Origin of the sequence: Streptomyces sp. NPDC056061 (genome assembly GCF_042266885.1) — a bacterium.
Classification (GTDB): Bacteria; Actinomycetota; Actinomycetes; order Streptomycetales; family Streptomycetaceae; genus Streptomyces.
The window spans coordinates 216071-241401 of record NZ_JBHJWQ010000001.1 but is presented as its reverse complement, the minus strand read 5'-3'; the positions used below and the strand labels follow the sequence as shown (position 1 = coordinate 241401).

The window sequence follows — 25331 nt, the reverse complement described above, 5'->3', positions numbered from 1 at the left end:
GGTGCGCCGCAGGGTCAGGTGCGGGGCATCGTGGAGCTTCGTTCGGCCCAGCCCCAGATGTCCACGCCCGGAATGACGCGCGGGACCTTGACCCGGGCCGTACAGGTGACCTCGTCGTGCGACGAGTGCCCCGTGATGCGGGCCCGGCGGGCCGTCCAGTCGCTCATCGCGTCCTTGGCCGCCTGCCGGTCGCAACCGCTCATGGACATGCTGGCCAGCCGGGCGCCCGCGCGGGCCCCCGTGCCCGCCTGGTTGGCGGCGTACGCGGCGAGGCCGGCCTGGATCGCGAGGAGCGCGACCAGGAGCAGCAGCGGAAGAAAGCCCAGGTACTCGATGGCGACCTGGCCCCGGTCACGGCGGCCGGGGGCGGCAGCGGTGCCGGGGTTCTCGGCCGTGCGGCCGAATGTACGCGTACGCATGCTCATCGAGATGCCTCCACGGGTGAGGCGGCGTGGCCGGTGACGGGGTACTTCCAGTTGAGGATGCCGGGCACCAGGATCGGCACCTGCACCTTGACCTCGGCCTTGTACAGGCCCGACGAGGCGTAGCAGGACTTCTTCTTCAGCGACTTGCGCCAGGCTTCCGGCAGGTGTTCCTCGATCGCCTCACGGCACTCCCTGACCCCGAGGCCGCCCGCTATCGCGCCCTTGTGCGCGGCCTCGTCGGCGGCGTTCCCCGCCAGGGAGAACGTGTAGCCGATCAGGGCGCACTGCCAGAGCACCAGCATGATCAGAATGATCAGCGGGGTCATGCCCAGGAACTCGATCGCCGTCTGGCCGCGGTCGCGCCCGCGGCCGGACAGACGGCCGCGCAGCCCGCCCGGCCCGGCGATCCGGGCCGGGCCGGGGGCCGGGCTCCCGGGCCCGGGGGGCGGATCACCGGGGCGGTGCCCCCGTATCTCCATGCCTGTGGTCGTCCCGTTGAGTGCCATCGGTCAACTTGCCCCCTTGGTCGTCGCCCGATTCCGGGAGTTGCCGTCGCGTCGGCCGACGCGCGGGCGTCCGATCGAGCCCCGGTCGTTCTTGAACTTCGCAGCGGTCTTCGCGCCGCTCTTCGCGCCGTTCTTCTCCTTCTCAGGAACCTTGACGATGCCGAGCTCGCCCGCAAGGGCCCAGAGGGCCTGTTTGACGGTGCTCTTGGAGTCGAGTTCGTGGAGTCGGCCGGCGTCGACGACGCTCTGGAGCTCCTTGAAGTTGGCGGGGATGGCGGTCTCGGCCATCCGTGTTCCGGTGATCTTCTCGACCAGGGGCGGTTGGATCTCGGTGTTGCGGGTGAAGCGGTTGACGAGAGTCACCGTCTCCTCGGCCTTGCGGATCTGGAGCCGTTCCCACATCCGCACGAGGCGTTTGGCGCCGCGCACCGCGATCACGTCGGGGGTGGTGACCAGCAGGGCCGTGTCGGCCATCTCGATGGCCGCCGCGTTCGCGCCCTGCAACTGGCTGCCGCAGTCGATGATCACGACCTCGAAGCGCGAGCGCAGTGCGCTGACGATCTGCCGGGCCGAACGGTCGCTGACCTCCTCGGCGCTCTCGCCCTCTCCGGGTGCCAGGAGCAGGGACAGTCCGGTGCCGTGGGTGAAGATGGCGTCGGACAGGACGCGCGGCGAGATGTCGGTGATCGTGGAGAGGTCGACGATGGACCGCCGGAACTGCACGTCGAGGTACGAGCCGATGTCGCCGGACTGGAGGTCCATGTCGACCAGGGCGACGTTGCGCCCGGACGTCTGGGCCGCCAGGGCGAGTTGGACGGCGGCGACGGTGGTGCCGACGCCGCCCTTGGCGCCGCTGACCGTGACGACGGTGCCGCCGGGGCCGGTGAAGACCTCGTTCCCGGTGCTCAGGTGGCGGCGGACGCCGGTGGACCACTGGGCTGCGGACTGGACCCGGTTGGCGAGTTCCTCGTAGCTGAGGGGCAGGGTGACGACGCCGCGTGCACCCGACTCCATCGCGGACGAGAACAGGCCGGGCGTGACGTCGGCGGTGATCAGCACGACCCCGATCGCGGGGAAGCGCAGCGAGACCTCCCGGATCAGTTCCAGTGCCGGCACCGGACCGATCCGCTCGTGGACCAGCACGACCTCGGGCAGTTCGTCGAGCGACTCGCCGGCCAGCCGGGCGAGGGCGTCGATGAGCTGTGTCGAGTCGGTGACCGGGGGTGCCGGTTCGGCGTCGGGGAGCTGGCTGAGCAGCGTGGTGACGGATCTGGCCGCGTCGACGTCACCGACGGCCGGGAGGATCCTCGTGGTCATTCGATCCTCACTTGTCCTTGTTGAGCGTGTAGGTGCGGTCGCCCGGGCGGATGGTGCTGTCGCTGCCGGAGGCCAGGAGCGCGAGCCGTACGTGCTCGGCGAAGGACTCGGCGTAGGCGATGCGCTGGGTGTCGAGCGTGTTGAGGGCGAAGGTGATCGGGACGGCCTCGCTGCCCATGTTGGACTTGCCGTCGCGGTTCGGCTCCAGGGCCGTCAGCTTGCCGACGTCCAGCACCTTGGCGTTGGAGACGATGACCTTGGACTGGGAGGGGTCGCCGTCGCGCTCACCGGCGAAGGTGGCATAGATGTTGACGGTGGCACCCGGGGTGATCTTGCCGGCGACACCGGTCGCGGCGTCGATCATGATGGCGATCTCCTGCTCCCCGGGCTGCAGTTCGGGGCGCTTCTGCATCATGTCGGACTGGAGCAGGGAACCCCTGCGCAGCTGGGTGACGGCGATCTTGCCGTTCACCTCGGAGAGATCGGTCACGGCGTTGGTGGAGAGCCAGCGCTTCGGCATCGAGATCTTCTCGAACTGCCCGGACGACAGGGCGGTATAGGGAGCGATGTCGGACTTCAGCTGGTAGGCGGAGACCTCGGGGCCGACCTTGGAGTTGACGTCGCTGATCACCGAGAGCACGCCGGCAAAGGCGCCGAAGGCGCACAGAACCGACAGGAGCAGGAGTATCACGCCGCGGCGCTGGCGGGAGTTCATGGGCCGGACAACCTCGTTCGATTCGGATGCGTGGGGCGGCGGGCAGGAGGGCGTCCACGGAGGGAAGCGGAAGCGCTAGGACTGGGGTGGTGCGAGCACTTCGTGGCTGAGGACACCGACTGGGTGCATTCGGTTCTCGGCTGCGGGAAGCGGGGAGGAACAGAACCCGCAGAGGTCACCGATGAGTTCCATTCGGCACCAGTGGCAGATCTCCCGACGTACGGAGGACACCAGTTGGTACAGGACGGAGATGTCTGGCAGGTAGGCGGCGAATTCCACAAGCTTTCCGGTTCCCCACCAGGCCGGGGAATCGGAGGGGAGCGTGGCCTCGTGAATGGACTGGACCTTCCACGCGGGCGCAAGGGTCTGCTTCACCCACTCGGACTGCGACTGCCCCTTGGCGGTCATCAGATCAGTGGGAAACTCCGGCCCGGTCGGCGGGTCCGACTTGGGGCCGATCCCGACGAGTTGGGGCTCCGGCCCGGCGACCACCGCGAACTGCGATCCGGGCACCCAGGACTTGGCGTGGGTGCGGAGGTCGACCGGCACGCGGTCGAACTTGGTGACGGAATGCAGAAGGGCGCCCGCATGGACGTAGTGGGACAGCAGCCGAGCGGCGGAGGCGACCACTCCCGGGCTGAAGTCGCAGATGGACAGCTGGCGCAGCTGCCGTACGAGTACGGCAACGCCCAGTGGAGGAAGGTCCACCTTGAGCAGAGCGATGCGATCGCTCTCCAGAACGGAGCGAACGGAGTATAGCCGACGCTCATGTGCGGGCGCGATGCCGCTCGAGTAGACGACGACGACGTAGCCGTGCTGCTCCAGCAGCACGTGCATGTCGCCGATGGCCATCTCCAGCGGCTGCGCGTCCGGGGACTGCAACAGGGCAGCCGTCGGCGTCTGCTGATCGGTCGGAGGTAGTACCAAATCAGCACTGGTCACTGCTATTGCGGTTGGCACGCTCTTCCCCGTTTCGGCTCCGACCAAACGCCGGTCATGACGTCGGTCGCCATCGCTCCCGCTCCGCGGTTCCGTCTCAGCACTTTATCCACGTCTTACCTGGCAGAGAACACTTTTCGGAGGCCAGTACGACAACGTGAGGAAGACGTCGGGGCAACGAGCCCGCGCCAAATCCGACCAAATCGAAATTCGTTAAGTTCCGTACCACTGCGGAGGGTTACGAATCAACCATCCGGCTACCTGCGAGCCCGAATTCATCGCAGCACGTCAGGACGGATCCGGAACCTGGCGCCCACCGGCCCGGCGGCTACCGGCCGGTCACTGTCCGAGCACCCGAGCCGCGTCACCCGCACGGGGCGGAGCACGGTCAACAAATCGTCAACTCATGGAGGGGCCGCGGGAGTACGTGAAGGGTTCGCGAGGCGCTCAGGGAGGACCGGCGCGCCGCCGGGGAATCGCCGCGTCGCACCCTCGCCCGAACGGCCTTCGCTGCCAGAGGTCTTGACAACTCGATTGGTCTGGACCAGCTTATCCGCCAGCGGTGACCGCCACCCGGCTTCTCCTTCCCTTCAGCCCCTCTTCATCCCGCCCCCAGCCGCACCGACTTCCCGGACCCCCGGGGCTCCCCCGATCCCCCGGACTCCCCGATTCCCCCACGGAGGCAGCAAGTGGAAACTTCCCCCGTCCGCGGACACAGAATCCGCAGGCGCCACACCCGCCCGTTCCTCGGCGCGGCGATGGCCGTCCTCGCGGCCGGTGCGCTGACCGCCACCGGTCTCGTCGGCAGCGCCCAGGCCGCCGACGTCAACGTCGCCAAGAACCCGGGCTTCGAGTCGGGTCTCGCCGACTGGGCCTGTTCCGGGGGCACCGGCGCCGTCGTCTCCTCCCCCGTGCACGGCGGCACCGGCGCCCTCAAGGCCACCCCGGCCGGGCAGGACAACGCCACGTGCTCCCAGACCGTCGCGGTGAAGCCCGACTCGACGTACACGCTCAGCGCGTGGGTGCAGGGCGGATACGCCTACCTCGGCGCGAGCGGCACCGGGACCACGGACGTGTCGACCTGGTCCCCGGGCTCCTCCTCCTGGACCCAGCTCACGACCACCTTCAAGACCGGTCCGAGCACCACCTCGGTCACGGTGTACACGCACGGCTGGTTCGGGCAGGCCGCCTATCTGGTGGACGACCTCTCGGTGAGCGGCCCCGACGGCGGTGGCGGCGGTCCCGAGACGCCGCAGGTCCCCGGCGCCCCCGCCGGCCTCTCGGTCGGTGCGACCACGACCTCCTCCGTGGCCCTGTCCTGGAACGCGGTGTCCGGTGCCACCGGCTACACGGTCTACCGGGACGGCGCCAAGGCCACCACGACCACCGGGACCTCCGCGACGGTCACCGGGCTGTCCGCCGACACGGCGTACCAGTTCACGGTGAGCGCCACCAACGCGGCCGGTGAGTCCGTCAAGTCCGCCGCGGTGAGCGCCCGTACGGCCAAGGAGGGCGGCGGCAACCCGAACCCCGGCACGTCCGTCCCGAAGCACGCGGTGACCGGCTACTGGCAGAACTTCAACAACGGCGCGACCGTGCAGAAGCTCAGCGACGTGCCCGCGAACTACGACATCATCGCGGTCTCCTTCGCCGACGCCACCAACACGCCGGGCGCCGTCACCTTCAACCTGGACACGGCGGGCCTGAACGGCTACACCGTCGACCAGTTCAAGGCCGACATCAAGGCCAAGCAGGCCGCCGGGAAGAACGTCATCATCTCGGTCGGCGGCGAGAAGGGGTCCGTCGCCGTCAACAGCGACGCCTCGGCCACCAACTTCGCCAACTCGCTCTACTCGCTCATCCAGGAGTACGGCTTCAACGGTGTCGACATCGACCTGGAGAACGGCCTCAACTCCACGTACATGACGAAGGCGCTGCGCTCCCTGTCGCAGAAGGCGGGCTCCGGCCTCGTCATCACGATGGCCCCGCAGACCATCGACATGCAGTCGACCGGCGGCGAGTACTTCAAGACGGCGCTCAACATCAAGGACATCCTGACCGTCGTCAACATGCAGTACTACAACAGCGGTTCCATGCTCGGCTGCGACGGCAAGGTCTACTCGCAGGGCACGGTGGACTTCCTGACCGCGCTCGCCTGCATCCAGCTGGAGGGCGGGCTCGACCCGTCCCAGGTCGGTCTCGGTGTCCCCGCCTCCACCAGCGCCGCGGGCGGCGGCTACGTCGCCCCGTCGGTCGTGAACGCGGCCCTGGACTGCCTGGCCTCCGGCACCAACTGCGGTTCCTTCAAGCCCTCGAAGACGTACCCGGGTATCCGCGGTGCGATGACCTGGTCGACCGCCTGGGACGCCAAGTCGGGCAATGCCTGGTCGAACGGGGTGGCCCCGCACGTCCACGGCCTGCCGTAGCCCGCACCGGCGCCTCCGTCCGGCATCACCGGGCGGGGGCGCCGACCGGGCCGTACGACATCCATGACCAGCAGCGCCGCCGCTCCCCCGGCGGCGCTGCCGCACATCCGGGGCACGGCGGCGGCGGGGGGCACGGCGTTCCCGTCGCGCGGGGCGGGTCGCCGTGCCGTCGGCCCGGCGGGTGGCCTCCGGCCGGATCTCAGCCGAGGACCGCGAGCGCGTCGATCTCGATGAGCAGGCCCTTGGGCAGGCCGACGTAGACCGTGGTGCGCGCGGCGGGCGGCGCCTTCAGGTCCTGCTCGGCGAAATAGGCGTTGTAGATCTCGTTCATCTCGGCGAAGTGGTCGACGTCCGTGAGGTAGACGCGCATCATCATCACGTCGTCCCAGGTCGCGCCGCCCTCCTCCAGGATCGCCTTGACATTGGCGAAGGTCTGGAGGGTCTGCTCGCGCAGCGTCGGGCCGGCGGGGGTGGGGGCCTGGCCGGTCCCGGCGCGGTCGGCGGGGAGGAAGCCGACCTGTCCGGCGACCTGGAGGATGTTCCCCTTCCGCACCCCGTGCGAGAACTTCGCGGGCGGGGTGGTGTGGGTGCTCGGGGTGAGCGCGGTCTTCTCGGTCATGGCTGTTCAGGCTCTCCTGGGATGGTTGCTGCCGGAGTACTCCCGGCTGATGGTGTCGGCGGTGCGACGCACCAGCGGGAGCAGGGTGAGGAGTTCCTCCGCCGTGACGACGACGTTGGGTGCGGAGACCGACATCGCGGCGACGACACGCCCGTCCGCGCCGCGGACGGGGGCGCCGATGCAGTTGATGGACTCCTCGTGACCACCGAGGTCGGTGGCCCAGCCCTGTTCGCGGACGACGGCGAGCTCCTTGAGGAAGGCGCCGGCGTTCGGAATCGAACGGGACGTGTACATGGGGTAGTCGAGCCGCTCGGCGACGGCACGCCGCTCGGGCTCGGGAAGGTCGGCCAGGAGCAGCTTCGCCACGGCGGCGACGGTGATCGCGACGGGCTTCCCGATCCGGGAGTACATCCGGACCGGGTAGCGGCTCTCGACCTTGTCGATGTAGAGGACCTCGTTCTCCTCGTACACCGCGAGATGCACGGTGTGACCGCAGCTCTCGTTCAGTTCGACGAGGTGGGGGTGGGCGATCTCGCGCACGTCGAGGTTCTCGACGGCTTCCTGCGCGAGCGCGAAGAGGCGGGCGCCGAGGCGGTAGCGCTGGTCCTGCTGCCGGTAGACCAGTCCGTGTTCGTGGAGAGTACGCAGGAGGCGCAGCGCCGTGGACTTGTGGACGCCGAGACGCTCGGCGACCTGCCCGAGGTCGGCGGGCCCCCGGGCCAGCAGGGGCAGGATGTTCAGTGCCCGGTCGACGGTCTGGCTCATGCGCGGGCCCCGCTGCACTCGCCGCTCGCGGTCCGGCCGTCGCCGGGGACGCGCCTCGTGTCCGTTCGCCGGGCGCTCCCCGGGTACCGGTCGTTGCCCGTGCGCTCGTCGCGGTCGTTCACGTCGTACGTACCTCCTGGTCGTCCCCCGTCCAGCCGGGGCCGAGACGAAGTCTCCCCCAGGCGGTGTCGTCGAGCGCGGCGAGGGCGTCGGCGCGGGCACGGGGCGGCGGGTCGGTGAGATCGCCGGGGACGGTGAGCACGGCGGCGGCCATGAGGTGGCCGTGACGCACCCGGTCGCGCAGCGGAAGGCCCCGGAGGGTGGCGGAGAGGAACCCGGCGGCGAAGGCGTCGCCGGCCCCGACAGGCGCGACGACATCGACGCGGAGGGCGGGCACGGTGATGACGGTGTCGGCCAAAACCGCCTTGGTGGTGTCGGTGTCGGCCAGGACCGCCTCGGTGGTGTCGGTGTCGGCCCCGGACGCGGCATCGCCGCCCGGCGGCGTGGCGGCCGGGCGCGCGAAGACGGTGGCCCCCTCGGCCCCGCGCTTCACGACCAGGGTCGCGGGCTCCGGGAGCGCCGCGCGGATCGCCTCGGCACCCCCTTCCACACCCCAGGCGTCCTCCGCCTCGTCCTCGCCGACGAAGACCAGGTCGCAGCGGCGGGCCAGATCCAGCAGCACGCCGGGGCCGGCGGCGGCCCCGCGCCACAGGCCCGGCCGGTGATTGACGTCGAAGGAGACGAGCGGGCGGTCGGGGCGGGGGGCGGTCAGATCGTGGAGCAGGGCCAGGCAGTCGACGGAGAGCGCCGCCGTGATGCCGGACAGATGCAGGATCCGGGCCGCGAACAGCGCCTCGTAGGGAACGTTGTCCGGGGACATCGCGGAGGCGGCGGACCCGGCCCGGTAGTAGGCGACCTCGTGCACGTCGGTGGCCCGGTCGGTCGCGGTGCGGAAATAGATCCCGGTCGGCCGTGCCGGATCGCGGCGCACGGCGGAGGTGTCGACCCCGTACTCGGTGACGGTCTCGACGAGGTGGTCGCCGAAGCCGTCCGCGCCGACCCTGCTCACCCAGGCCGCCCGGTGTCCGGCCCCGGCCAGCGCGCAGGCGACGTTCGACTCGGCACCCCCGATGCCGCGTCCGAAGGAGGGGACGTCGGCGAGCCGTCCGGGCCGCGACGGAAGGAACGTCACCATGGACTCACCGAGGCAGACGACCTCGGCGGACGTGCGGGTGTCGGCAGTCCTGGCCGGGGTTCCGGACACTCGGGGCTCCTCGCATGGTCGACGGATTCGGGCGGTGTGGGTGGTACCGGCGGTGTGGGTGGTACCGGCAGTGTGGGTCGCTCGGGCAGTGCAGGTGGTACAGGTGGCGCAGATGGTTCGGACGGTGCAGGCAGTTCGGGTGGTGCGAGTGGTGCCCCGGCGGCGCGGTGGGGCCGGTGGGGCGGTGGGGCCGGTGAGGCGGTGAGGCGGTGAGGCGGTGAGGCGGTGAGGCCGGAACGTATGTCGGAGGGTGGCGGTGGACGGTTCGGCCGGGTGTGCCGGAACGGCCGGGTGACGCCGGGAGGGGACGGAAGGGGACGGGGCGCCGGTTCTCGGCCATTGACCCGGCGTCGGCTCGGATGTTAGACAGCCCCGAGCGCCATACGCAATGAGCGTTGCATACGATGCAACAGCGGCTTCGGCTGCGACGACCCCTTCGATCGAGGAGGCACCCTTGGCCGCCGACCGCACCGACCGTCCCGCAGCCCGACTCGCCGACGAGGTGGTCGACCATCGCTTCAAGGCGCTCCCGCCCGACGCGGAGGGGCTTACCGTCGGCGCGCTCGCCGCCGAGCGGCGCGATCTCTTCACCGGCGGCTTCACCACCCCGGTGCTGGCCCTGTCCGCCGAGTCGCTCGACCACAACCTCACGCTGATGGAGTCGTACGCCGAACGGCACGGGCTCGCCTTCGCCCCGCACGGCAAGACATCCATGTCCCCGCAGCTCTTCGACCGCCAGCTGGAGCACGGCGCGTGGGGCATCACCGCGGCCGTGCCGCACCAGGCGCGGGTCTACCGGGCGTACGGCGTACGGCGGATCTTCCTGGCCAACGAGCTCGTCGACGCCGCGGCCCTGCGCTGGCTGGCCGGCGAGCTGGACCGCGACCCCGAGTTCCGTTTCCTCTGCTACGTGGACTCGGTCCGGGGCGTCGAGCTGATGGACGAGGCACTGCGGGCGGCGGGCGCCTCCCGGCCGGTGGACGTGGTCGTGGAGCTGGGCGCGGGTGAGGGCGCGCGCACCGGTGTCCGTTCCGAGGCCCAGTGCGCGGCGGTCGCCGACGCGGTGGCGGCGACCGGGACGCTGCGGCTGGTGGGGGTGGCCGGTTACGAGGGCGAGGTACCGGACGCGTCCGCCGAGCGGGTGCGGGAGTGGCTGCGGCGGCTGGTCGCGCTGGCCGTCGCCTTCGACCGGGCGGGCAGGTTCGCGGCGTCGGGTGCGGCGGACGACGCCATCGTGATCAGCGCCGGCGGCAGCGCCTGGTTCGACGCGGTCGCGGAGGTGTTCGCCGAGATCCCCGACCTGTCGGGACCGGTGCTGAAGCTGCTGCGCTCGGGGGCCTACGTCTCGCACGACGACGGCCACTACCGCCACCTCACCCCGTTCAACCGCGTCCCCGGGGAGGGCGCGCTGCAACCCGCCTTCCGGCTCTGGGCGCAGGTCGTCTCCCGCCCCTCCGCCGAGCAGGCGTTCCTGAACGCGGGCAAGCGGGACGCGGCGTACGACCTCGACCTGCCGCAGGCCCAGGTCGTACGCTCCGGCCGCGACGGCACGGTCCGGCCCGCGACGGGCATCACGGTCAGCGGCCTGTCCGACCAGCACACCTGGTTGCGCACCGAGCCCGGCGTCGAACTGGAGGTCGGCGACTGGATCGGGATGGGGCTGTCGCACCCGTGCACCAGCTTCGACAAGTGGCAGCTGATTCCTCTGGTGGCGGCGGACGGCACGGTCACGGACTACATCCGCACGTTCTTCTGACCCCCGCTCCCCTCCGGTCCGGTCCGGTCCTCTCCACCCCTCCCCGTTCCCGTTCCGCACTCCGATTCCCGATCCGCACCCCGATCCGCACCCGTTCGTTCCTGATCCCGCACCCTCGCCCCCGATCCCCGGACAGCCCGGAAGGCGATTCCCATGGACCTGGTCATCCGCGACGCGTACGTCGTCGACGGCACCGGCGCGCCCGGCCGTCGCGCCGACGTGACGGTCGACGGCGGCCGGATCACCGGCATCCACCCCGAGCACGCACCCGGGCCGCGCCCGTCCGGCCGACGGGTTCTCGACGCCGACGGGCTCGCCCTCGCCCCCGGTTTCATCGACATGCACGCGCACAGCGACCTGGCGCTGCTCCGCGACCCCGACCACAGCGCCAAGGCCGCGCAGGGCGTGACGCTCGAAGTCCTCGGCCAGGACGGCCTGTCGTACGCCCCGGTCGACGACCGGACACTGGCCGAGGTGCGCCGCGCCATCGCCGGCTGGAACGGCGGCGGGCCCGAGGACCCGGGCATCGACTTCGACTGGCGCACGGTCGGCGAGTACCTGGACCGGCTCGACCACGGTTTCGGCGGCCGGGGCATCGCGGTCAACGCCGCCTATCTCGTCCCGCAGGGCACGGTCCGGATGTACGCGATGGGCTGGGAGGACCGCCCGCCCACCGACGCCGAACTGACCCGGATGAAGGAGCTGGTGGCGCAGGGCATGGCGGACGGCGCGGTCGGCATGTCCTCCGGGCTCACGTACACCCCCGGCATGTACGCGGACGACGCCGAACTCACCGAACTGTGCCGGGTGGTGGCCCGGTACGGCGGCTACTACTGTCCGCACCACCGCTCGTACGGGGCGGGCGCGCTCGCGGCGTACGAGGAGATGGTGCGGCTCACCCGGAACGCGGGCTGCGCCCTCCATCTCGCCCACGCCACCATGAACTTCGGCGTGAACGAGGGCCGGGCGCCGGAGTTGCTGGCCCTGCTCGACGAGGCCCTGGACGCGGGCGCCGACATCTCCCTCGACAGCTACCCGTACACCCCCGGCTGCACGACCCTGGTCGCGATGCTGCCGAGTTGGGCGAGCGAGGGCGGTCCGGAGGCGGTCCTGGCCCGCCTCGCGGACGACGCGACGGCGGAGCGAATGCGGCACGACATGGAGGTGGTGGGGTCGGACGGCTGCCACGGCGTGCCGATCGAGTGGGACACGATCGAGATCTCGGGAGTCACCGTGCCCGGTCTCGCCGACCACGTCGGCCGCACGGTGGCCGAGTCGGCCCGGCTGCGCGGCGAGGCCCCCTGGGCGACCGCCCGTCGGCTGCTCGTCGACGACCGGCTCGGCTCCACGATTCTCCAGCACGTCGGTCACGAGGAGAACGTCCGGCTGATCATGCGCCACCGGGTGCACACCGCGGGCAGCGACGGCATCCTCCGGGGCGACAAGCCCCACCCGCGCGCCTACGGCACGTTTCCGCACTATCTCGGCCGATACGTACGGGAGTTGGGCATCCTGTCACTGGAGGAGTGCGTAGCCCGGCTCACCGCCCGTCCGGCGCGGCGGCTGCGACTGGCCGACCGCGGGCAGGTCCGCGAGGGCTTCCTGGCCGACCTGGTGCTCTTCGACCCGGCGACGGTGGCGGCCGGTTCCACGTTCGAGCACCCGCGCACCCTGCCGGTCGGTATCCCGCACGTGCTGATCGACGGCCGTTTCGTCATCGAGGACGGCCGCCGGACCCAGGTGCTGGCAGGCAGGGCCGTACGGGGAGCGGGGCACGCCGGGGGTCGGTGAGGCCCCCGCCCGGTGCCCCCTCCCTCTCTCCCACGGCGGCCCGGTCACCGCAGCCCCTCCCCCACCCTCGACGCACCACGCGTGGCACCTCACCCGTGGCGCCTCGCCCGTGACGCCTACGGTTCCTGTCCCGCCCGTTCCCGCGCCCAGGCCAAGTCCTCCTCGGTCGGGGCGTCGTCCTGGGTGAGGCTCGCCCGCCAGTAGCCGCTGAACTCCACGGCGGCCCGGGGCAGTTGACGCTCCACCACCAGGTGGCGACGCAGGGCCCGCACCACCCCCGCCTCGCCCGCCAGCCACGCGGCCCCGGTCCCGGCGGGCAGTTCGGCGGCCCGCACCGCGTCCACCAGCGTCCCGCCCCGGTCCCGGTGCACCCAGTGGACGGCGACCTCGCCCGGCGAGCCGAGCTCCTGACGTTCGGCCCCGTCGGCGACCTCGGCGTACACCAACGCCCGCGCACCGGCCGGGAGGTACTCCAGGAGCGTGCCGATCGCGGGGAGCGCCGTCTCGTCACCTGCCAGCAGCAGCCAGTCGGCGGCGGGCAGCGGCCGGGCGTACACCGAGGACGGGCCGACCATGCCGAGCACGTCCCCGGGGCGGGCGTCCCGGCCCCAGCGGGCGGCGGGGCCGTCGTCGCCGTGAAGCACGAAATCGACGGTCATCAGCCCGGCCGCCCGGTCGTACCCGCGCACGGTGAAGCTCCGCATGAGCGGGCGTTCGGGCTCGGGGATCGCGAGGTACGCCTCGTACCACCGCATGCCGTACGCGTCGTCGGCGTCCGGCACCGGCAGCCGGGGCGCGTCCTGGCCCGGCCGCGGGAAGCAGAGCTTCATCTGCTGGTCGGGGCGGTCCTCCAGGATCTCCGCCAAGCCGTCCCCGGTGAAGGAGACGCGTGCGACCCGCGGGGTGATCCGCTCCACGCCCACGACCCGTACGTACGACACGGGCAACGCCTGGCTCATCGCGACACCGACCTCTCCTGTTACTTTATGCCGTAAGGAATTAAAATCGACGAGGCGAAGTTACTTTACGGCGTAAGGAGTTGCAAGTGGTGGTCTTTGCCGGACAGGGCGACGCCCGTCGCTCCATGTCCCTGCTGTGGCGCGCAGAGCGGCCGGAGCAGGCACGTCGCGGCTCCGCGCCGGGTCCGCGGCCGGGTCTGAGCGTGGACGCGATCGTGACCGCCGCGATCGCCGTGGCCGACGAGGAGGGCATGGCGGCGCTCTCGATGCGCGCGGTGGGCGAGCGGCTGGGCCGTACGGCGATGGCGCTGTACACGTACGTTCCCGGCAAGGGCGAGCTGCTGGATCTGATGTACGACGCGGTCCACGTCGAACTCCCCGGGTCCGGGGCGTACGCGGACACCGCCGACTGGCGGGCCGGGCTGACCTCGTGGGCCCGGGACACCCTCGCGTTCCAACTGCGCCACCCCTGGGTGCTCCAGGTCTCGCAGGCCCGCCCGGTCCTCGGTCCGCACGAGTACGCCGCGCTGGACACCCTCGTGCACCTGCTGAACGGCACCGGCCTCGGCGCCCCGCTCGTGCGGCGGCTGGTCGGCGCGCTGACCCATCTGGTGCGCGGCTGCGCCGGAACGGTCGCCGAGGCACGGCAGGCTGCGGCGGTGACGGGCGAGCCGGACGAGGGGTGGTGGTTCGCGCGCTCGGCACTGCTGGGCGAGGTGGCGCCCGACTTCGCGGACCGCTATCCGGCCCTGGTCGCGATGGAGCACGGCAGTGCCCCGCAGCCCCCCTCGGCCGCGGACACGGGGAGCGGTGAAGGAGGCGCGGGAAGCGGTGAGGGGCACGCGGGTGACGGCGGAGGGGACGCGGGGGCGATGCCGTACCTGGAACGCGAGGCGCGGGAGACGTTCGCCGTCGGCCTGGACGTGCTGCTCGACGGTATCGAGGCGGCGATCCGGCGCACGGAGGCGCCCTGAGCACGCGGCGCACAGCGGCACGTCGGTGCGCGGCACACAGCGGCACGTCGGTGCGCGGCGGCACGCGTCGGGGTGCGGCGGAACTCGACGGCACCGCACACGACGTCGCCGTGACCTCCCGTCCGACGGGCGGTCACGGCGACGTGTCGTTCACCGATGTCACGGCGACGGGCGGTTCACCCGTTCACGGTGTCGGGGGTTTTCCCGTTCACGGCTTGGGCAGCTCGCATCCCGCACGGTTCAGGTCGAACTTGTTGCCGGCGCCGATGCACGGCACGACGCCGTAGGTCTGCTGGGCGTAGTTGATACCCTGACGCACCGTCACATTGCCGCTCTCGTCCACCTCGCACGGGTTGTTGTCCGTGCACTGCTGACCGTCCTCGTTGCCGGTGTTGTTGACGGCGACGACCTTGCCGGTCGCATTGTCGATCACCGGGGAACCGGAGGTGCCGCCGATGGTCTGGCAGGCGGAGGTGTAGCGGACCGAGTCCTTCCAGGTCCACTCACCCTCCTTCAGGCGGTAGACGAACCCGTCCACGTTGCAGGAGTAGGTGCGCTTCCAGTATCCGGAGACGACCGTGATCGCAGTGCCCTCGACGGGGTGCGCGGTGTCGAGCTCCAGCGCCTTGATGCCGTAGCTGCTCTCGATCTGGGCGTAGGTGCTGGTGAGTTGGTACACCGCCATGTCGGTGTCGGTCATCGTCCCGTACGCGATCTTGCTCGCCCGCAGGGTGCCGACGCCGCTGCCGGAGGCGTTCAGCAGGGTGAAGCTGCGGCTGGACGGCTGATCGATCACGACCTTGCCCGGCCCCGGGAAGCCGGTCTCCATGCAGTGCCCGTTGGAGAGCACGAGCGCGGGGTCGGAGGGCTGGGAGTCGGGGGTGCGGACGACGGAGCCGGAACAGTTGCTGAGCGCCACCGTCCCGGCGAAATTGACCGCCTTGGGCTTGGCCTTGGCGTCGGCCCGGACCTTCGCCCCGGCCGCGCCGGTCGTCGCCGCGTCGTGGCCGGTGGCCGCGGCGGCGGGTGCGATGCCCGCCCCGAGGAGCAGTACGGCGAAGAGCGCACCGATGAGAGGCTTCTTCATGTGGGGGGTCCCCTCCAGTGACATGTACGGGGCCGCAGTGACCCCGGCAACCGAAGTTCCTTCGGTTTGACATGCGCATGTTTGCGTACGGGGATGACCTCCACAAGGGGCGGTTTTCAGCCATCCGGTCCGGACAGCCGTTCGCCGGAGCGCGAACCGCCCGCGACCGTCCTCCGCCCCGGGCGCCGTACGGTCGACGCATGGCATCCGACCGCGCAGCCGCCCCCGCCGGACCCACCGCGCCCGGCCCCGACCTCGATCTCGGCCCTGGTCCCGACCTCGATCCCGGCCCTGGTCCCGGCCTCGATCCCGGTCTCAGCGCACCACCCCGGACGCCCACCTGTCGCTGACCGGCCGCACGCTGACGACCACGGCCGACGACGGCACCCGCACGGAACGGGAACTGGCGGACGGCGACGAGGTGCTCCGGGTGCTGGCGCGGGACTTCGGCATCCGCCTCCCGGAGGGCACCCGGCTGCCGGAGTGAGCCGGGCCACCGGAGCGGGCCGGGGCGCCGGACGGCGGGTCGGGGCGCCGGACCCCCTTCACCTGGCGGACACCGGGCGGCCGCGTGGCGGATCTCACCCGCCCGTGTGGGTCACCTCCCCGTTCCGGCCCTTTCCAAGCCCCGCGCCCGGCTGCGACCGGGAATCCCACGGCCCGGGGGCGGGGCCGCATGGCTATGGAAGACGGGGCGGTGACCCCGGACCACCCGGGCGGGGCAGCCCGGGGCGGAAGCCCGGGCGGTCGGGGAGAGGCGGTCGTAAGCTCCGGGACATGCAGGTCATCCAGTCCACGAAGCTCGCCAACGTCTGCTACGAGATCCGCGGCCCGGTGCTGGAGGAGGCGATGCGGCTGGAAGCGGCCGGCCACCGCATCCTCAAGCTGAACACCGGCAACCCCGCCGCGTTCGGGTTCGAATGCCCGCCCGAGATCCTTGAGGACATACTGCGCAACCTCGCCGGGGCGCACGGCTACGGCGACGCGAAGGGACTGCTGTCCGCGCGACGGGCGGTGACGCAGCACTACGAGACCAAGGGCATCGACCTCGATGTGGAGGACGTCTACCTGGGCAACGGCGTCTCCGAACTGATCCAGATGTCGATGCAGGCCCTGCTCGACGACGGCGACGAGGTCCTCGTACCCGCCCCGGACTACCCGCTGTGGACGGCGTCGGTGTCGCTGGCCGGCGGCACGGCGGTGCACTACCGGTGCGACGAGCAGGCCGACTGGATGCCGGACCTCGCCGACATCGAGCGGAAGATCACCGACCGCACCAAGGCGATCGTGATCATCAACCCGAACAATCCGACGGGCGCGGTCTACGACGACGAGATGCTGCGCGGGCTGACCGAGATCGCCCGGCGTCACCAACTGGTCGTCTGCTCCGACGAGATCTACGACCGGATCCTGTACGACGGCGCGACCCACACGCCCACCGCGACGATCGCCCCCGACCTGATGGTGCTCACCTTCAACGGGCTCTCCAAGAACTACCGGGTGGCCGGATACCGGTCGGGGTGGCTGGCGGTCTGCGGCCCGAAGGCTCACGCCGCCTCGTACATCGAGGGACTGACGATCCTCGCCAACATGCGGCTGTGCGCCAACATGCCGTCGCAGTACGCGGTGGCCACCGCCCTCGGCGGGCGGCAGTCGATCGACGACCTGGTGCTGCCGGGCGGGCGCATCCTGGAACAGCGCGACACCGCGTACGAACTGCTGACCCGGATCCCGGGCGTGACGTGCGTGAAGCCGAAGGGGGCGCTGTACCTCTTCCCGCGTCTCGACCCCAAGGTCTACAAGATCAAGGACGACCGGCAGATGGTGCTGGACCTGCTGCGGGCCGAGAAGATCATGGTCGTGCACGGCACCGGGTTCAACTGGCCGGAGCCGGATCACTTCCGCGTCGTGACGCTGCCCTCGGTCGAGGACCTGACGGACGCGGTGAACCGGATCGCGCACTTCCTGGACGGGTACGGCCAGCCCTGAGCCCCACCGGCCCGGCCCCGGACGGCCTCCGCGCCGGTTCCGGACGGCCTCCGCGCCGACCCAGTACGGGGCCCCCGCCCGACCCGGTGCGACCGGGCCCGACCCGGTGCGATCCCGCCCCGAACCCACATCGACCACAGACAACTTTAGACTGAATCCAATGTAGGATGGTTCCACGGCAACACCAGGAGGCCATCCATGTACGAACCGATCCGCACCAAATCGGTCCACACACCGGCCGACCACGCCGGCGACTTCCCGCACCGTTCCCGCGAGGAGGAGCTGGACATCCAGCTCGCCGGGCACCTGGCCGCGCTGCTCGCGGTCACCGACTCGCTGGGGCTCGACGCGGCGGGCGAGCGTATCGCCGAGCAGGTCGCCAGGCTGCGCGGTGCGCCGCCGGCCCGGCACGCCGGGGGCCGGACCGACGCATCCGCGCAGGCACTGCACCGCCGCGCGCACGCCCTCGCGGGCCGCGCCCTGGTGGTGGCGGCATCCCGTGCCGACACGGTCGTCGCGATCCTCGCGGCCGAGCGCATGGACGCGCACACGGTGGCGTTGGCCGCCGCGACCGCCCGCGCCACACCGCCGCGGCTGGTCGGCGCCCACTGACGGCCCCGGTCCGCGACCGCGACACCCGGCCGCGGACCGGGCGCCACCCACCCGGGTCCCGGTGGTACCCGGACCGGCTCCACCCGAGGAGGCCGGACACGGCGGCACGGAAACGCGGCACGACGGCAAGCCCGGAGAAGCGGTGCCGCGCGGCGGCGGACCGGACGGCCGCAGCACGGGGACGCGGCACGGACACGCGGGACGAGCGGCCACGGCACTGACGCGGAAGGGGGCCGGCTCCCGGAACCGTGAGGGGGTTCCGGGAGCCGTTCCGCGGCGGGCCGTCGGCCCCACAGGTCAGGGCGGATGTCCGAGGGCCCGGCCGCGGCGCCTGCGGGGGCGCACCCGCACGGGGTGCGCCCGGCGGCGTCAGCCCAGGCGCTGGACCAGCGCCCGGTACTCGTCCCACAGCTCCTTGGGCGTGTGGTCGCCGAAGGTGTTGAGGTGCTCGGGGACCAGACCGGCCTCCTCGCGCCAGACCTCCTTGTCGACCGTGAGCAGGTAGTCCAGGTCGGAGTCGGAGAGGTCCAGGCCGTCGGTGTCCAGGGCGTCCTTGGTGGGCAGGATGCCGATCGGTGTCTCGACGCCCTCGGCCCGGCCTTCGAGGCGTTCGACGATCCACTTCAGCACACGGCTGTTCTCGCCGAAGCCGGGCCACACGAACGCGCCCTCGTCGTTCTTGCGGAACCAGTTCACGTAGTAGATCTTCGGGAGCTTGGACTGGTCCGGCCTGTCCGCGCCGACCTTGATCCAGTGGGCCATGTAGTCGCCCATGTTGTAGCCGCAGAACGGGAGCATGGCGAACGGGTCGCGGCGCAGCTCACCGACCTTGCCCTCGGCGGCGGCGGTCTTCTCGGAGGCGACGTTGGCGCCGAGGAAGACGCCGTGCTGCCAGTCGAAGGACTCGGTGACCAGCGGCACGGCGGAGGCGCGGCGTCCGCCGAAGAGGATGGCGGAGATCGGCACGCCCTTCGGGTCCTCCCACTCGGGCGCGATGATCGGGCACTGGCCGGCCGGGACGGTGAAGCGGGCGTTGGGGTGGGCGGCGGGGGTGTCGGACGCGGGCGTCCAGTCGTTGCCCTTCCAGTCGGTGAGGTGGGCCGGAGCGGTCTCGGTCATGCCCTCCCACCAGACGTCGCCGTCGTCGGTGAGCGCGACGTTGGTGAAGACCGAGTTGCCCCACATGGTCTTCATGGCGTTGGCATTGGTGTGCTCGCCGGTGCCGGGCGCGACGCCGAAGAAACCGGCCTCGGGGTTGATCGCGTAGAGGCGGCCGTCCTCGCCGAACCGCATCCAGGCGATGTCGTCGCCGATGGTCTCGACGGTCCAGCCGGGGATCGTGGGCTCCAGCATGGCGAGGTTGGTCTTGCCGCAGGCGCTCGGGAACGCGGCGGCGATGTACTTGGGCTCCTCGGACTCGCCCTGCGGCGGGGTGAGCTTGAGGATCAGCATGTGTTCGGCGAGCCAGCCCTCGTCGCGCGCCATGACGGAGGCGATGCGCAGCGCGTAGCACTTCTTGCCGAGCAGGGCGTTGCCGCCGTAGCCGGAGCCGTAGGACCAGATCTCGCGGTCCTCGGGGAAGTGCGAGATGTACTTGGTGGTGTTGCACGGCCAGGGGACGTCCTCCTGTCCCTCCGCCAGGGGGGCGCCGAGGGTGTGGACGGCCTTGACGAAGAAGCCGTCGGTGCCGAGCTCGTCCAGGACGGCCTGCCCCATGCGCGTCATGGTGCGCATCGAGACGGCGACGTACGCGGAGTCGGTGATCTCGACGCCGATCGCGGAGAGCGGGGAGCCGACGGGGCCCATGCAGAACGGGACGACGTACATGGTGCGGCCGCGCATGGCACCGCGGAAGATGCCCTGCTCCCCGGAGAAGATCTCGCGCATCTCGGCGGGAGCCTTCCAGTGGTTCGTCGGACCGGCGTCCTCCTCCTTCTCGGAGCAGATGAACGTACGGTCCTCGACGCGCGCCACGTCGCTCGGGTCGGAGGCCGCGTAGTAGGAGTTCGGGCGTTTGGCCTCGTCCAGCTTCGTGAACGTGCCCTTGGCCACGAGCTCCCCGCACAGGAGCTCGTACTCGGCCTCGGAGCCGTCGCACCAGACCACCCGGTCCGGCTGGGTGAGGGCAGCGATCTCGTTCACCCAGGAGACGAGTTCCTGGTGGTTGGTGGGGGCAGTGGGGGGAGCCGCGATGTCGCGCGCCACGATCGCTCCTTGCTGAGGGTGTGTATTGACTGGCCCCGTGGGGGCTGCGGCCCGGACGCTTCCACCCCTCGAATCCCGCTGGCGCTCATCCGGTGCCGACCGCACTCATTTGATCATCCGACCCTTGCGCCCATATGTCCAGAGGGCCGCACACGTGAGCATCGCCACTCCTCACCGTTACCTACGGTTGCGTAGGTACGATGCGGGAATGACTGCCGCCACCGCCGCACCCGAGCAGGCCGGACCGGAAACGGCCGCGCCCGAGACCGCCCCTGTGAAGCCACGGATGCGTGGCTGGCTGCATGCCGGAATGTTCCCCGCCGTGATCGTCGCCGGGGTCGCGCTGATCGCCCTGACGGACAGCGCCCGCGGCAGGATCGCCTGCGGTGTGTACACGCTGACCGCATGCCTGCTGTTCGGCGTGAGCGCGCTCTACCACCGCGGCTCCTGGGGCCCGCGCGGCGAGGCCGTGCTGCGCCGGCTCGACCACGCCAACATCTTCCTGATCATCGCGGGCACCTACACCCCGCTGACCCTGCTCCTGCTGCCCGAGGCGAAGGGGACGCCGCTGCTGTGGGCGGTCTGGGCGGCGGCCGTGGCGGGCATCGCCTTCCGGGTGTTCTGGGTCGGCGCCCCGCGCTGGCTCTACACCCCCTGCTACATAGCCATGGGATGGGCCGCGGTCTTCTTCCTGCCGGACTTCCTGCGCACGGGCGGGATCGCGGTGCTGGTTCTGGTCGTCGTCGGCGGGCTGCTCTACAGCGCGGGCGGGATCATCTACGGCATCAAGCGCCCCAACCCCTCGCCGCGGTGGTTCGGCTTCCACGAGGTGTTCCACTCGCTGACCCTGGCGGCCTTCGTCGTGCACTACGTCGGCATCTCCCTGGTGGCCTACAACCACAAGTGACGCGCGGAGCGCTTCCGCCGCGATGCCCACGCCGTCCTCCGCCGTCCCCCGTCGTCCCCCGCCGTCCCCGGGGCGAGCTCCCGCACCCCTCCCCCGTGTTCCCGCCTCCTTCCCGTGGCCGTGGCTCCCGCAGCCGCGGCCACGGCCCGTCCATGGCCCCGGCACCGGTCGGTGCCCGACAATGACGACCATGGCCGCCACCTCCCGTACCCCGTCCGTTTCCGCTCCCGTCCTGCCCTCGCAGCTGGGGCTGCGCGAGCGGAAGAAGCTCAGGACCCGTGTCGGGATCCGCCGGGCGACCTACCGGCTGATCGCCGAGCAGGGGTACGACGCGACGACGATCGAGCAGATCGCGGAGCGGGCCGAGGTGTCGCCGAGCACTGTCTTCCGGTACTTCGCGACGAAGGAGGACATCGTCCTCTCCGACGGGTACGACCGGTTCCTGGAGGCCGAACTGCGCAGGCGGCCGGTCGACGAACCGCCGCTGACGTCCCTGCGGTTCGTGATGACCGGGGCACTGTCGGCGTTCCTCGCGGCCGAGGAGGAGCTGCGCGATCGCACCCGGCTGATGGTGGAGGTCCCGGCCGTCCGGGCGCGCATGACGCAGTCCATGTGCGACACGGCGAAGCTGCTGGCCGACGTGCTGGCCGAGCGCAGCGGCCGCGACCCCGACGACCTGGAGGTGCGGGTGTTCGTCGCCGCGGTGCTGGGCGCCCTGCGCGAGGTGGCGCTGCACTGGGGCGAGCACGGCGGTCGGGGCGACCTCGTCGCGATGTTCGACCAGGCGCTGGACACCCTGGAGGGCGGCCTGACGCTCCGGGCTTCCGTGCCGTGATCCCCCGGGGCCTCCCGGCCGGGGACCACGGCACGGGCCCCGGTCTCACCGCGCCCCGAGCCTCCGGGCCAGCTCCTGCGCGTCCGTCGTCGGCGCGTCGCACACGAAGCGACGGCACACGTACGCGGTCGGCGTGCCGTCCGCCATCGGACGGTCCGCCAGCAGCGGGAACTCCGCCCCGCCCGTCTCCCCGGCCGCCACCACCGCGCCCGGCGCCGTACCCAGCAGCGCCGTGCGGTGCAGTGCGCCGCCGACCGGTCCGGCCACCGCGACCTCGCGCGGTCCGTCGAGCAGTGCCTCGGCGACGGCGAGCCCCCAGCCGATGAACCGGGGCACCCGCGGCCCGAGCGCCTTCACCACGCCCAACGCCTCTTCGGCGGCGGCGCGATGGGCCTCGGAGCCGGTGTGCGCCGCGTACGAGAGCAGCGCCCCGGCGGCGGCCGTCCAGCCCGCCGGGGCGGCATTGTCGGTGGGGTCCTGCGGGCGGCGGATGAGCTGCTCGGCGTCGTCCGCCGTGTCGTACAGCTGCCCGCCCTCACCGGTGAAGTGCTGGAGCACGATGTCGAGCAGGAAACCGGCAAACTCCAGCCAGACGCCCTCCCCGGTGACCGCGGCCAGGGCGAGGAAGCCCTCAGCGACGTCGCCGTAGTCCTCCAGGACCCCGGCGTGCCCGCCGGACCGCCCGTCCTTCGAGGTGCGGGCCAGCCGGGCGGAGTCCCCCATGTGGACGCGGACCAGCAGATCGGCCGCCTCGGTGGCGCGTTCGACCAGGTCGGGGCGGTCGAAGCAGGCCCCCGTCTCGGCGAGCGCGGCGATCGCCAGGCCGTTCCAGGCGGCGACCGCCTTGTCGTCCCGCGCGGGGTGCGGGCGCGTTTCACGGGCGGCGAGCAGCCTGGCCCGCACATCGGCGATCCGGTCCGCGTCCGCGACGCCGGTGCGCGGCAGCCGCAGCACCGAGGCGCCCGCCTCGAACGTGCCCTCCTCGGTCACCCCGAAGTACTCGGCGGCGAAGGCCGCGTCCCGCTCGCCCAGGACCTCCCGCAGTTGCTCCGGCGTCCACACGTAGTACGCGCCCTCGACGTGTTGCCCGGTCCCGTCGTCGCTGTCGGCGTCCAGGGCGGAGGCGAAACCTCCCTCGGCGGTGCGCAGTTCGCGCACCATGAAGTCGGCGGTCTCCAGCGCGACCCGACGGGCGAAGTCCGCTCCGGTGGCCCGCCACAGGTGCGTGTACACCCGGCAGAGCAGCGCATTGTCGTAGAGCATCTTCTCGAAGTGCGGTACCAAAGGTCCACCAGCGCTCGGCGTGAGCACGTACCGGTGGAACCCGCCTCCCACCTGGTCGTACAGGCTCGAACGCGCCATCGCGCCGCACAGCCCTTCTGCCATCTCCAGCGCGGCCACGGAGCCGGCCCGCGCGTGGTGGCGCAACAGGAACTCGATCACCATCGACGGCGGGAACTTGGTGTCTCCCTTGAACCAGCCGCTCGCGGAGTCGATGTCCCGGGTCAACTGTAGGAGTGCAAGGGTTTGGGTCTCCTCGGTGGGCGTCCCAGTATCCCCGGTGCTCAGCTCCCGCTGGGCAAGGTCCCGAGTGATCTTCCCCGCGACTTCTCCCACCTCGTCCCGTCGGCTCGTCCAGGCGTTGCGCACGCCTTCGAGCACCTGACGGAAGGACGGCATGCCATGCCGGGACTCGGGCGGGAAGTAGGTGCCGAAGTAGAACGGCTCCCCGTCGGGGGTCATGAACACGGACATCGGCCAGCCGCCCTGCCCGGTGGCCGCCTGCACCGCCTCCATGTAGACGGCGTCGACGTCGGGCCGCTCCTCACGGTCGACCTTGACGGACACGAAGTGCTCGTTCATGTACTCAGCGGTGTCGTCGTCCTCGAAGGACTCGTGCGCCATGACGTGACACCAGTGGCAGGCGCTGTAGCCGACGCTCAAGAACACGGGGACATCGCGCCGCCGGGCTTCTTCGAACGCGTCGGTCTCCCAGGGCCACCAGTCAACGGGGTTGTCCGCGTGCTGGAGGAGGTATGGGGATGTGGCCTGCGCGAGTCGGTTGGGCATACCCCCATCCTTGCGCACCCGCCTCCGCCCCGCCCATGCGCCACGGGGGCAGCGTACGAACGGGACGGAGGGGTGCCGGCTCAGTGCTCTCGCGGCCGGACCGGCTGACGAGTGGCGGCACTGCGCCACCACCACAGACCCCGGCAGGCGGGCAGGGAGAGCCCGAAGAACGCCCCGCACCGCGCGCACCACGGCAACCCGTTCTCCGGATCCGTGGGGCACTCGGCATCACACCGGGGGCACTTCGGCACGGGACCTACTCTCAGGCGATCACGTCGTACTCTCCGGCCTTCACAGCGGCCGTCAGGTCCGCCCACTGTGCCGCCGTCATCGTGACGATGGTGTCCGGCCGGTCACTGTCACGCAAGGCGACGATGCCGGGAACGTTGATCGCGACCTCAGGGCAGTTGTTCACGCGGGCGTCACGGCACGCGGCCGTCTTGGCGAATTCGAACTCGGGCAGTGGAGCGGGCACGGGACCATTCCTCTCGCAGTACGCAGCGGGGAATCGGTCCCCGCGCCGCCTTGCTGACCGTCCCGACCGCCTGCCCTTCCGTAGCTCAGCGACCGGGACGGGGCCTGTCCTCCCAGCCCTGCCGCCCCGCGCCGCCGCGATCACGGAAGGGATGGGAAACCTAGATGGGCAGCGTGAGCACCAGGCCCACGAGGACCCACGCCAGGAACTCGGCGAGGGCCGGCAACAGGGCGCGCGTCCGCCTCACGTGTGCTCGCTGCGGAACGGGGACGGGTTGCTGCCGGGCGGGAAGTAGACCGCCCCGGAGACCGGATCTTGAGCCCCGCCCCGCTCCGTCCACCAACCCTCGGGAGAGTCCCTGTACGGGCCGTCAGGGTCCTGCGTGAGATCAATGAGAGTGACCAGTTCCGGGGCCGGTAACGGGCGCGCAGGACGTCTCTGGAGGCTCGCGGGCGTCACTGCCTGGCCGTCCGCCGGTACCGCTTGGCGCACTCGCTGTGCCGGTAGACCACAGCGGGCGGGCCGGACTGTCGTTCCACGGTGCCACGGCGGCAGGGGTCAAGGGCCCCGATCGGCTGGGAGCACTCCGGGCACGTCTCCCCCTGCGGGGCGAACGTCGCGTACTCGTCCCTGCGTGCGTCGGTGTCGCCGGTCGTTCTCGCCATCGTCGCTGTCCCCTCACGTGGTCCGATGCC

The 25331-nt window shown here is 71.4% G+C and carries 24 protein-coding genes; 10 read left to right on the top strand and 14 right to left on the bottom strand.

Annotation, left to right across the window (positions count from 1 at the left end; translation table 11 throughout):
• Nucleotides 1-14: 14 nt before the first annotated feature.
• From ACFC79_RS01115 to ACFC79_RS01095, 5 genes are all read right to left on the bottom strand, one after another.
• Nucleotides 15-419 carry a TadE/TadG family type IV pilus assembly protein gene (locus ACFC79_RS01115; protein ID WP_376234864.1) on the bottom strand — a complete coding sequence of 135 codons (405 nt, stop codon included), beginning with the start codon at nucleotides 417-419 and terminating at the stop codon, nucleotides 15-17.
• A gap of 2 nt (nucleotides 420-421) precedes the next feature.
• Nucleotides 422-931, bottom strand: coding sequence for a TadE family protein (locus ACFC79_RS01110; RefSeq protein WP_376233486.1), 510 nt, complete (start codon nucleotides 929-931; stop codon nucleotides 422-424).
• Between the two features lie 3 nt (nucleotides 932-934).
• Nucleotides 935-2248: a CpaE family protein gene (locus ACFC79_RS01105; RefSeq protein ID WP_376233484.1), complete on the bottom strand. Its 1314-nt coding sequence runs from the start codon at nucleotides 2246-2248 to the stop codon at nucleotides 935-937.
• Nucleotides 2249-2255: 7 nt separating this feature from the next.
• Nucleotides 2256-2963, bottom strand: coding sequence for a Flp pilus assembly protein CpaB (cpaB, locus tag ACFC79_RS01100; RefSeq protein WP_376233482.1), 708 nt, complete (start codon nucleotides 2961-2963; stop codon nucleotides 2256-2258).
• A 75-nt stretch (nucleotides 2964-3038) separates the two neighbouring features.
• Nucleotides 3039-3905 carry a hypothetical protein gene (locus tag ACFC79_RS01095; protein ID WP_376233479.1) on the bottom strand — a complete coding sequence of 289 codons (867 nt, stop codon included), beginning with the start codon at nucleotides 3903-3905 and terminating at the stop codon, nucleotides 3039-3041.
• Between the two features lie 755 nt (nucleotides 3906-4660).
• On the opposite strand from ACFC79_RS01095, the gene ACFC79_RS01090 reads away from it, so the two are divergent.
• Nucleotides 4661-6328 (top strand): chitinase, encoded by a 1668-nt coding sequence (locus ACFC79_RS01090; protein WP_376234862.1) that lies wholly within the window; start codon nucleotides 4661-4663, stop codon nucleotides 6326-6328.
• Nucleotides 6329-6527: 199 nt separating this feature from the next.
• Here ACFC79_RS01090 and ACFC79_RS01085 read toward each other — a convergent pair whose 3' ends face one another.
• From ACFC79_RS01085 to ACFC79_RS01075, 3 genes are all read right to left on the bottom strand, one after another.
• Nucleotides 6528-6947 carry a RidA family protein gene (locus tag ACFC79_RS01085; protein WP_376233477.1) on the bottom strand — a complete coding sequence of 140 codons (420 nt, stop codon included), beginning with the start codon at nucleotides 6945-6947 and terminating at the stop codon, nucleotides 6528-6530.
• A gap of 6 nt (nucleotides 6948-6953) precedes the next feature.
• Nucleotides 6954-7712, bottom strand: coding sequence for an IclR family transcriptional regulator (locus ACFC79_RS01080; protein WP_376233474.1), 759 nt, complete (start codon nucleotides 7710-7712; stop codon nucleotides 6954-6956).
• A 118-nt stretch (nucleotides 7713-7830) separates the two neighbouring features.
• Nucleotides 7831-8976 (bottom strand): sugar kinase, encoded by a 1146-nt coding sequence (locus ACFC79_RS01075; RefSeq protein ID WP_376233471.1) that lies wholly within the window; start codon nucleotides 8974-8976, stop codon nucleotides 7831-7833.
• Between the two features lie 388 nt (nucleotides 8977-9364).
• Between ACFC79_RS01075 and ACFC79_RS01070 the strand changes: the two genes are divergently transcribed.
• Both ACFC79_RS01070 and ACFC79_RS01065 read left to right on the top strand, forming a co-directional pair.
• Nucleotides 9365-10732, top strand: coding sequence for an amino acid deaminase (locus tag ACFC79_RS01070; protein ID WP_376233469.1), 1368 nt, complete (start codon nucleotides 9365-9367; stop codon nucleotides 10730-10732).
• Nucleotides 10733-10885: 153 nt separating this feature from the next.
• On the top strand, nucleotides 10886-12523 hold the full coding sequence (locus ACFC79_RS01065; RefSeq protein WP_376233467.1) for an amidohydrolase family protein: 1638 nt from the start codon (nucleotides 10886-10888) through the stop codon (nucleotides 12521-12523).
• A 116-nt stretch (nucleotides 12524-12639) separates the two neighbouring features.
• On the opposite strand, the gene ACFC79_RS01060 is transcribed toward ACFC79_RS01065, so the two are convergent.
• The gene (locus ACFC79_RS01060) at nucleotides 12640-13482 is read right to left on the bottom strand and encodes a siderophore-interacting protein (RefSeq protein WP_376233465.1); all 843 of its coding nucleotides are present in this window, start codon (nucleotides 13480-13482) and stop codon (nucleotides 12640-12642) included.
• A gap of 86 nt (nucleotides 13483-13568) precedes the next feature.
• On the opposite strand from ACFC79_RS01060, the gene ACFC79_RS01055 reads away from it, so the two are divergent.
• Nucleotides 13569-14456 carry a TetR/AcrR family transcriptional regulator C-terminal domain-containing protein gene (locus ACFC79_RS01055; RefSeq protein ID WP_376233462.1) on the top strand — a complete coding sequence of 296 codons (888 nt, stop codon included), beginning with the start codon at nucleotides 13569-13571 and terminating at the stop codon, nucleotides 14454-14456.
• 208 nt (nucleotides 14457-14664) lie between these two features.
• Here ACFC79_RS01055 and ACFC79_RS01050 read toward each other — a convergent pair whose 3' ends face one another.
• Nucleotides 14665-15543 (bottom strand): serine protease, encoded by an 879-nt coding sequence (locus ACFC79_RS01050; RefSeq protein WP_376233459.1) that lies wholly within the window; start codon nucleotides 15541-15543, stop codon nucleotides 14665-14667.
• Between the two features lie 200 nt (nucleotides 15544-15743).
• On the opposite strand from ACFC79_RS01050, the gene ACFC79_RS01045 reads away from it, so the two are divergent.
• The 4 genes from ACFC79_RS01045 to ACFC79_RS01030 all read left to right on the top strand — a co-directional run bounded on the left by ACFC79_RS01045 (nucleotide 15744) and on the right by ACFC79_RS01030 (nucleotide 18144).
• Nucleotides 15744-15893, top strand: coding sequence for a hypothetical protein (locus ACFC79_RS01045; protein WP_376233457.1), 150 nt, complete (start codon nucleotides 15744-15746; stop codon nucleotides 15891-15893).
• Nucleotides 15884-16030 carry a hypothetical protein gene (locus tag ACFC79_RS01040; protein WP_376234860.1) on the top strand — a complete coding sequence of 49 codons (147 nt, stop codon included), beginning with the start codon at nucleotides 15884-15886 and terminating at the stop codon, nucleotides 16028-16030. The genes ACFC79_RS01045 and ACFC79_RS01040 overlap by 10 nt, the downstream gene beginning before the upstream one ends.
• 290 nt (nucleotides 16031-16320) lie before the next feature.
• Nucleotides 16321-17532: a pyridoxal phosphate-dependent aminotransferase gene (locus ACFC79_RS01035; protein WP_376233455.1), complete on the top strand. Its 1212-nt coding sequence runs from the start codon at nucleotides 16321-16323 to the stop codon at nucleotides 17530-17532.
• A 198-nt stretch (nucleotides 17533-17730) separates the two neighbouring features.
• The gene (locus ACFC79_RS01030; protein ID WP_376233452.1) at nucleotides 17731-18144 is read left to right on the top strand and encodes a hypothetical protein; all 414 of its coding nucleotides are present in this window, start codon (nucleotides 17731-17733) and stop codon (nucleotides 18142-18144) included.
• Nucleotides 18145-18513: 369 nt separating this feature from the next.
• Here the strand turns inward: ACFC79_RS01030 and ACFC79_RS01025 are convergent, their stop codons facing one another.
• The gene (locus tag ACFC79_RS01025; protein WP_376233450.1) at nucleotides 18514-20349 is read right to left on the bottom strand and encodes a phosphoenolpyruvate carboxykinase (GTP); all 1836 of its coding nucleotides are present in this window, start codon (nucleotides 20347-20349) and stop codon (nucleotides 18514-18516) included.
• Nucleotides 20350-20557: 208 nt separating this feature from the next.
• On the opposite strand from ACFC79_RS01025, the gene ACFC79_RS01020 reads away from it, so the two are divergent.
• Complete coding sequence (locus tag ACFC79_RS01020; RefSeq protein ID WP_376233448.1) at nucleotides 20558-21256, top strand: hemolysin III family protein; 699 nt, start codon at nucleotides 20558-20560, stop codon at nucleotides 21254-21256.
• Nucleotides 21257-21446: 190 nt separating this feature from the next.
• Nucleotides 21447-22091 (top strand): TetR/AcrR family transcriptional regulator, encoded by a 645-nt coding sequence (locus tag ACFC79_RS01015; protein ID WP_376233446.1) that lies wholly within the window; start codon nucleotides 21447-21449, stop codon nucleotides 22089-22091.
• Between the two features lie 45 nt (nucleotides 22092-22136).
• On the opposite strand, the gene ACFC79_RS01010 is transcribed toward ACFC79_RS01015, so the two are convergent.
• From ACFC79_RS01010 to ACFC79_RS01000, 3 genes are all read right to left on the bottom strand, one after another.
• Nucleotides 22137-24161 carry a thioredoxin domain-containing protein gene (locus ACFC79_RS01010; RefSeq protein WP_376233444.1) on the bottom strand — a complete coding sequence of 675 codons (2025 nt, stop codon included), beginning with the start codon at nucleotides 24159-24161 and terminating at the stop codon, nucleotides 22137-22139.
• Nucleotides 24162-24423: 262 nt separating this feature from the next.
• Complete coding sequence (locus ACFC79_RS01005) at nucleotides 24424-24636, bottom strand: DUF397 domain-containing protein (RefSeq protein ID WP_376233442.1); 213 nt, start codon at nucleotides 24634-24636, stop codon at nucleotides 24424-24426.
• A 455-nt stretch (nucleotides 24637-25091) separates the two neighbouring features.
• Nucleotides 25092-25301 (bottom strand): hypothetical protein, encoded by a 210-nt coding sequence (locus ACFC79_RS01000; RefSeq protein ID WP_376233439.1) that lies wholly within the window; start codon nucleotides 25299-25301, stop codon nucleotides 25092-25094.
• Nucleotides 25302-25331 lie beyond the last annotated feature (30 nt).

Excerpts from the sequence above, each read along its gene's own strand:
- ACFC79_RS01115 (WP_376234864.1), bottom strand. The coding sequence starts at position 419 with ATGCGTACGCGTACATTCGGCCGCACGGCCGAGAACCCCGGCACCGCT.
- ACFC79_RS01110 (WP_376233486.1), bottom strand. The coding sequence starts at position 931 with ATGGCACTCAACGGGACGACCACAGGCATGGAGATACGGGGGCACCGC.
- ACFC79_RS01105 (WP_376233484.1), bottom strand. The coding sequence starts at position 2,248 with ATGACCACGAGGATCCTCCCGGCCGTCGGTGACGTCGACGCGGCCAGA.
- cpaB (WP_376233482.1), bottom strand. The coding sequence starts at position 2,963 with ATGAACTCCCGCCAGCGCCGCGGCGTGATACTCCTGCTCCTGTCGGTT.
- ACFC79_RS01090 (WP_376234862.1), top strand. The coding sequence starts at position 4,661 with ATGGCCGTCCTCGCGGCCGGTGCGCTGACCGCCACCGGTCTCGTCGGC.
- ACFC79_RS01085 (WP_376233477.1), bottom strand. The coding sequence starts at position 6,947 with ATGACCGAGAAGACCGCGCTCACCCCGAGCACCCACACCACCCCGCCC.
- ACFC79_RS01080 (WP_376233474.1), bottom strand. The coding sequence starts at position 7,712 with ATGAGCCAGACCGTCGACCGGGCACTGAACATCCTGCCCCTGCTGGCC.
- ACFC79_RS01070 (WP_376233469.1), top strand. The coding sequence starts at position 9,365 with ATGAGCGTTGCATACGATGCAACAGCGGCTTCGGCTGCGACGACCCCT.
- ACFC79_RS01065 (WP_376233467.1), top strand. The coding sequence starts at position 10,886 with ATGGACCTGGTCATCCGCGACGCGTACGTCGTCGACGGCACCGGCGCG.
- ACFC79_RS01060 (WP_376233465.1), bottom strand. The coding sequence starts at position 13,482 with ATGAGCCAGGCGTTGCCCGTGTCGTACGTACGGGTCGTGGGCGTGGAG.
- ACFC79_RS01050 (WP_376233459.1), bottom strand. The coding sequence starts at position 15,543 with ATGAAGAAGCCTCTCATCGGTGCGCTCTTCGCCGTACTGCTCCTCGGG.
- ACFC79_RS01045 (WP_376233457.1), top strand. The coding sequence starts at position 15,744 with ATGGCATCCGACCGCGCAGCCGCCCCCGCCGGACCCACCGCGCCCGGC.
- ACFC79_RS01035 (WP_376233455.1), top strand. The coding sequence starts at position 16,321 with ATGCAGGTCATCCAGTCCACGAAGCTCGCCAACGTCTGCTACGAGATC.
- ACFC79_RS01030 (WP_376233452.1), top strand. The coding sequence starts at position 17,731 with ATGTACGAACCGATCCGCACCAAATCGGTCCACACACCGGCCGACCAC.
- ACFC79_RS01020 (WP_376233448.1), top strand. The coding sequence starts at position 20,558 with ATGACTGCCGCCACCGCCGCACCCGAGCAGGCCGGACCGGAAACGGCC.
- ACFC79_RS01015 (WP_376233446.1), top strand. The coding sequence starts at position 21,447 with ATGGCCGCCACCTCCCGTACCCCGTCCGTTTCCGCTCCCGTCCTGCCC.
- ACFC79_RS01010 (WP_376233444.1), bottom strand. The coding sequence starts at position 24,161 with ATGCCCAACCGACTCGCGCAGGCCACATCCCCATACCTCCTCCAGCAC.
- ACFC79_RS01000 (WP_376233439.1), bottom strand. The coding sequence starts at position 25,301 with ATGGCGAGAACGACCGGCGACACCGACGCACGCAGGGACGAGTACGCG.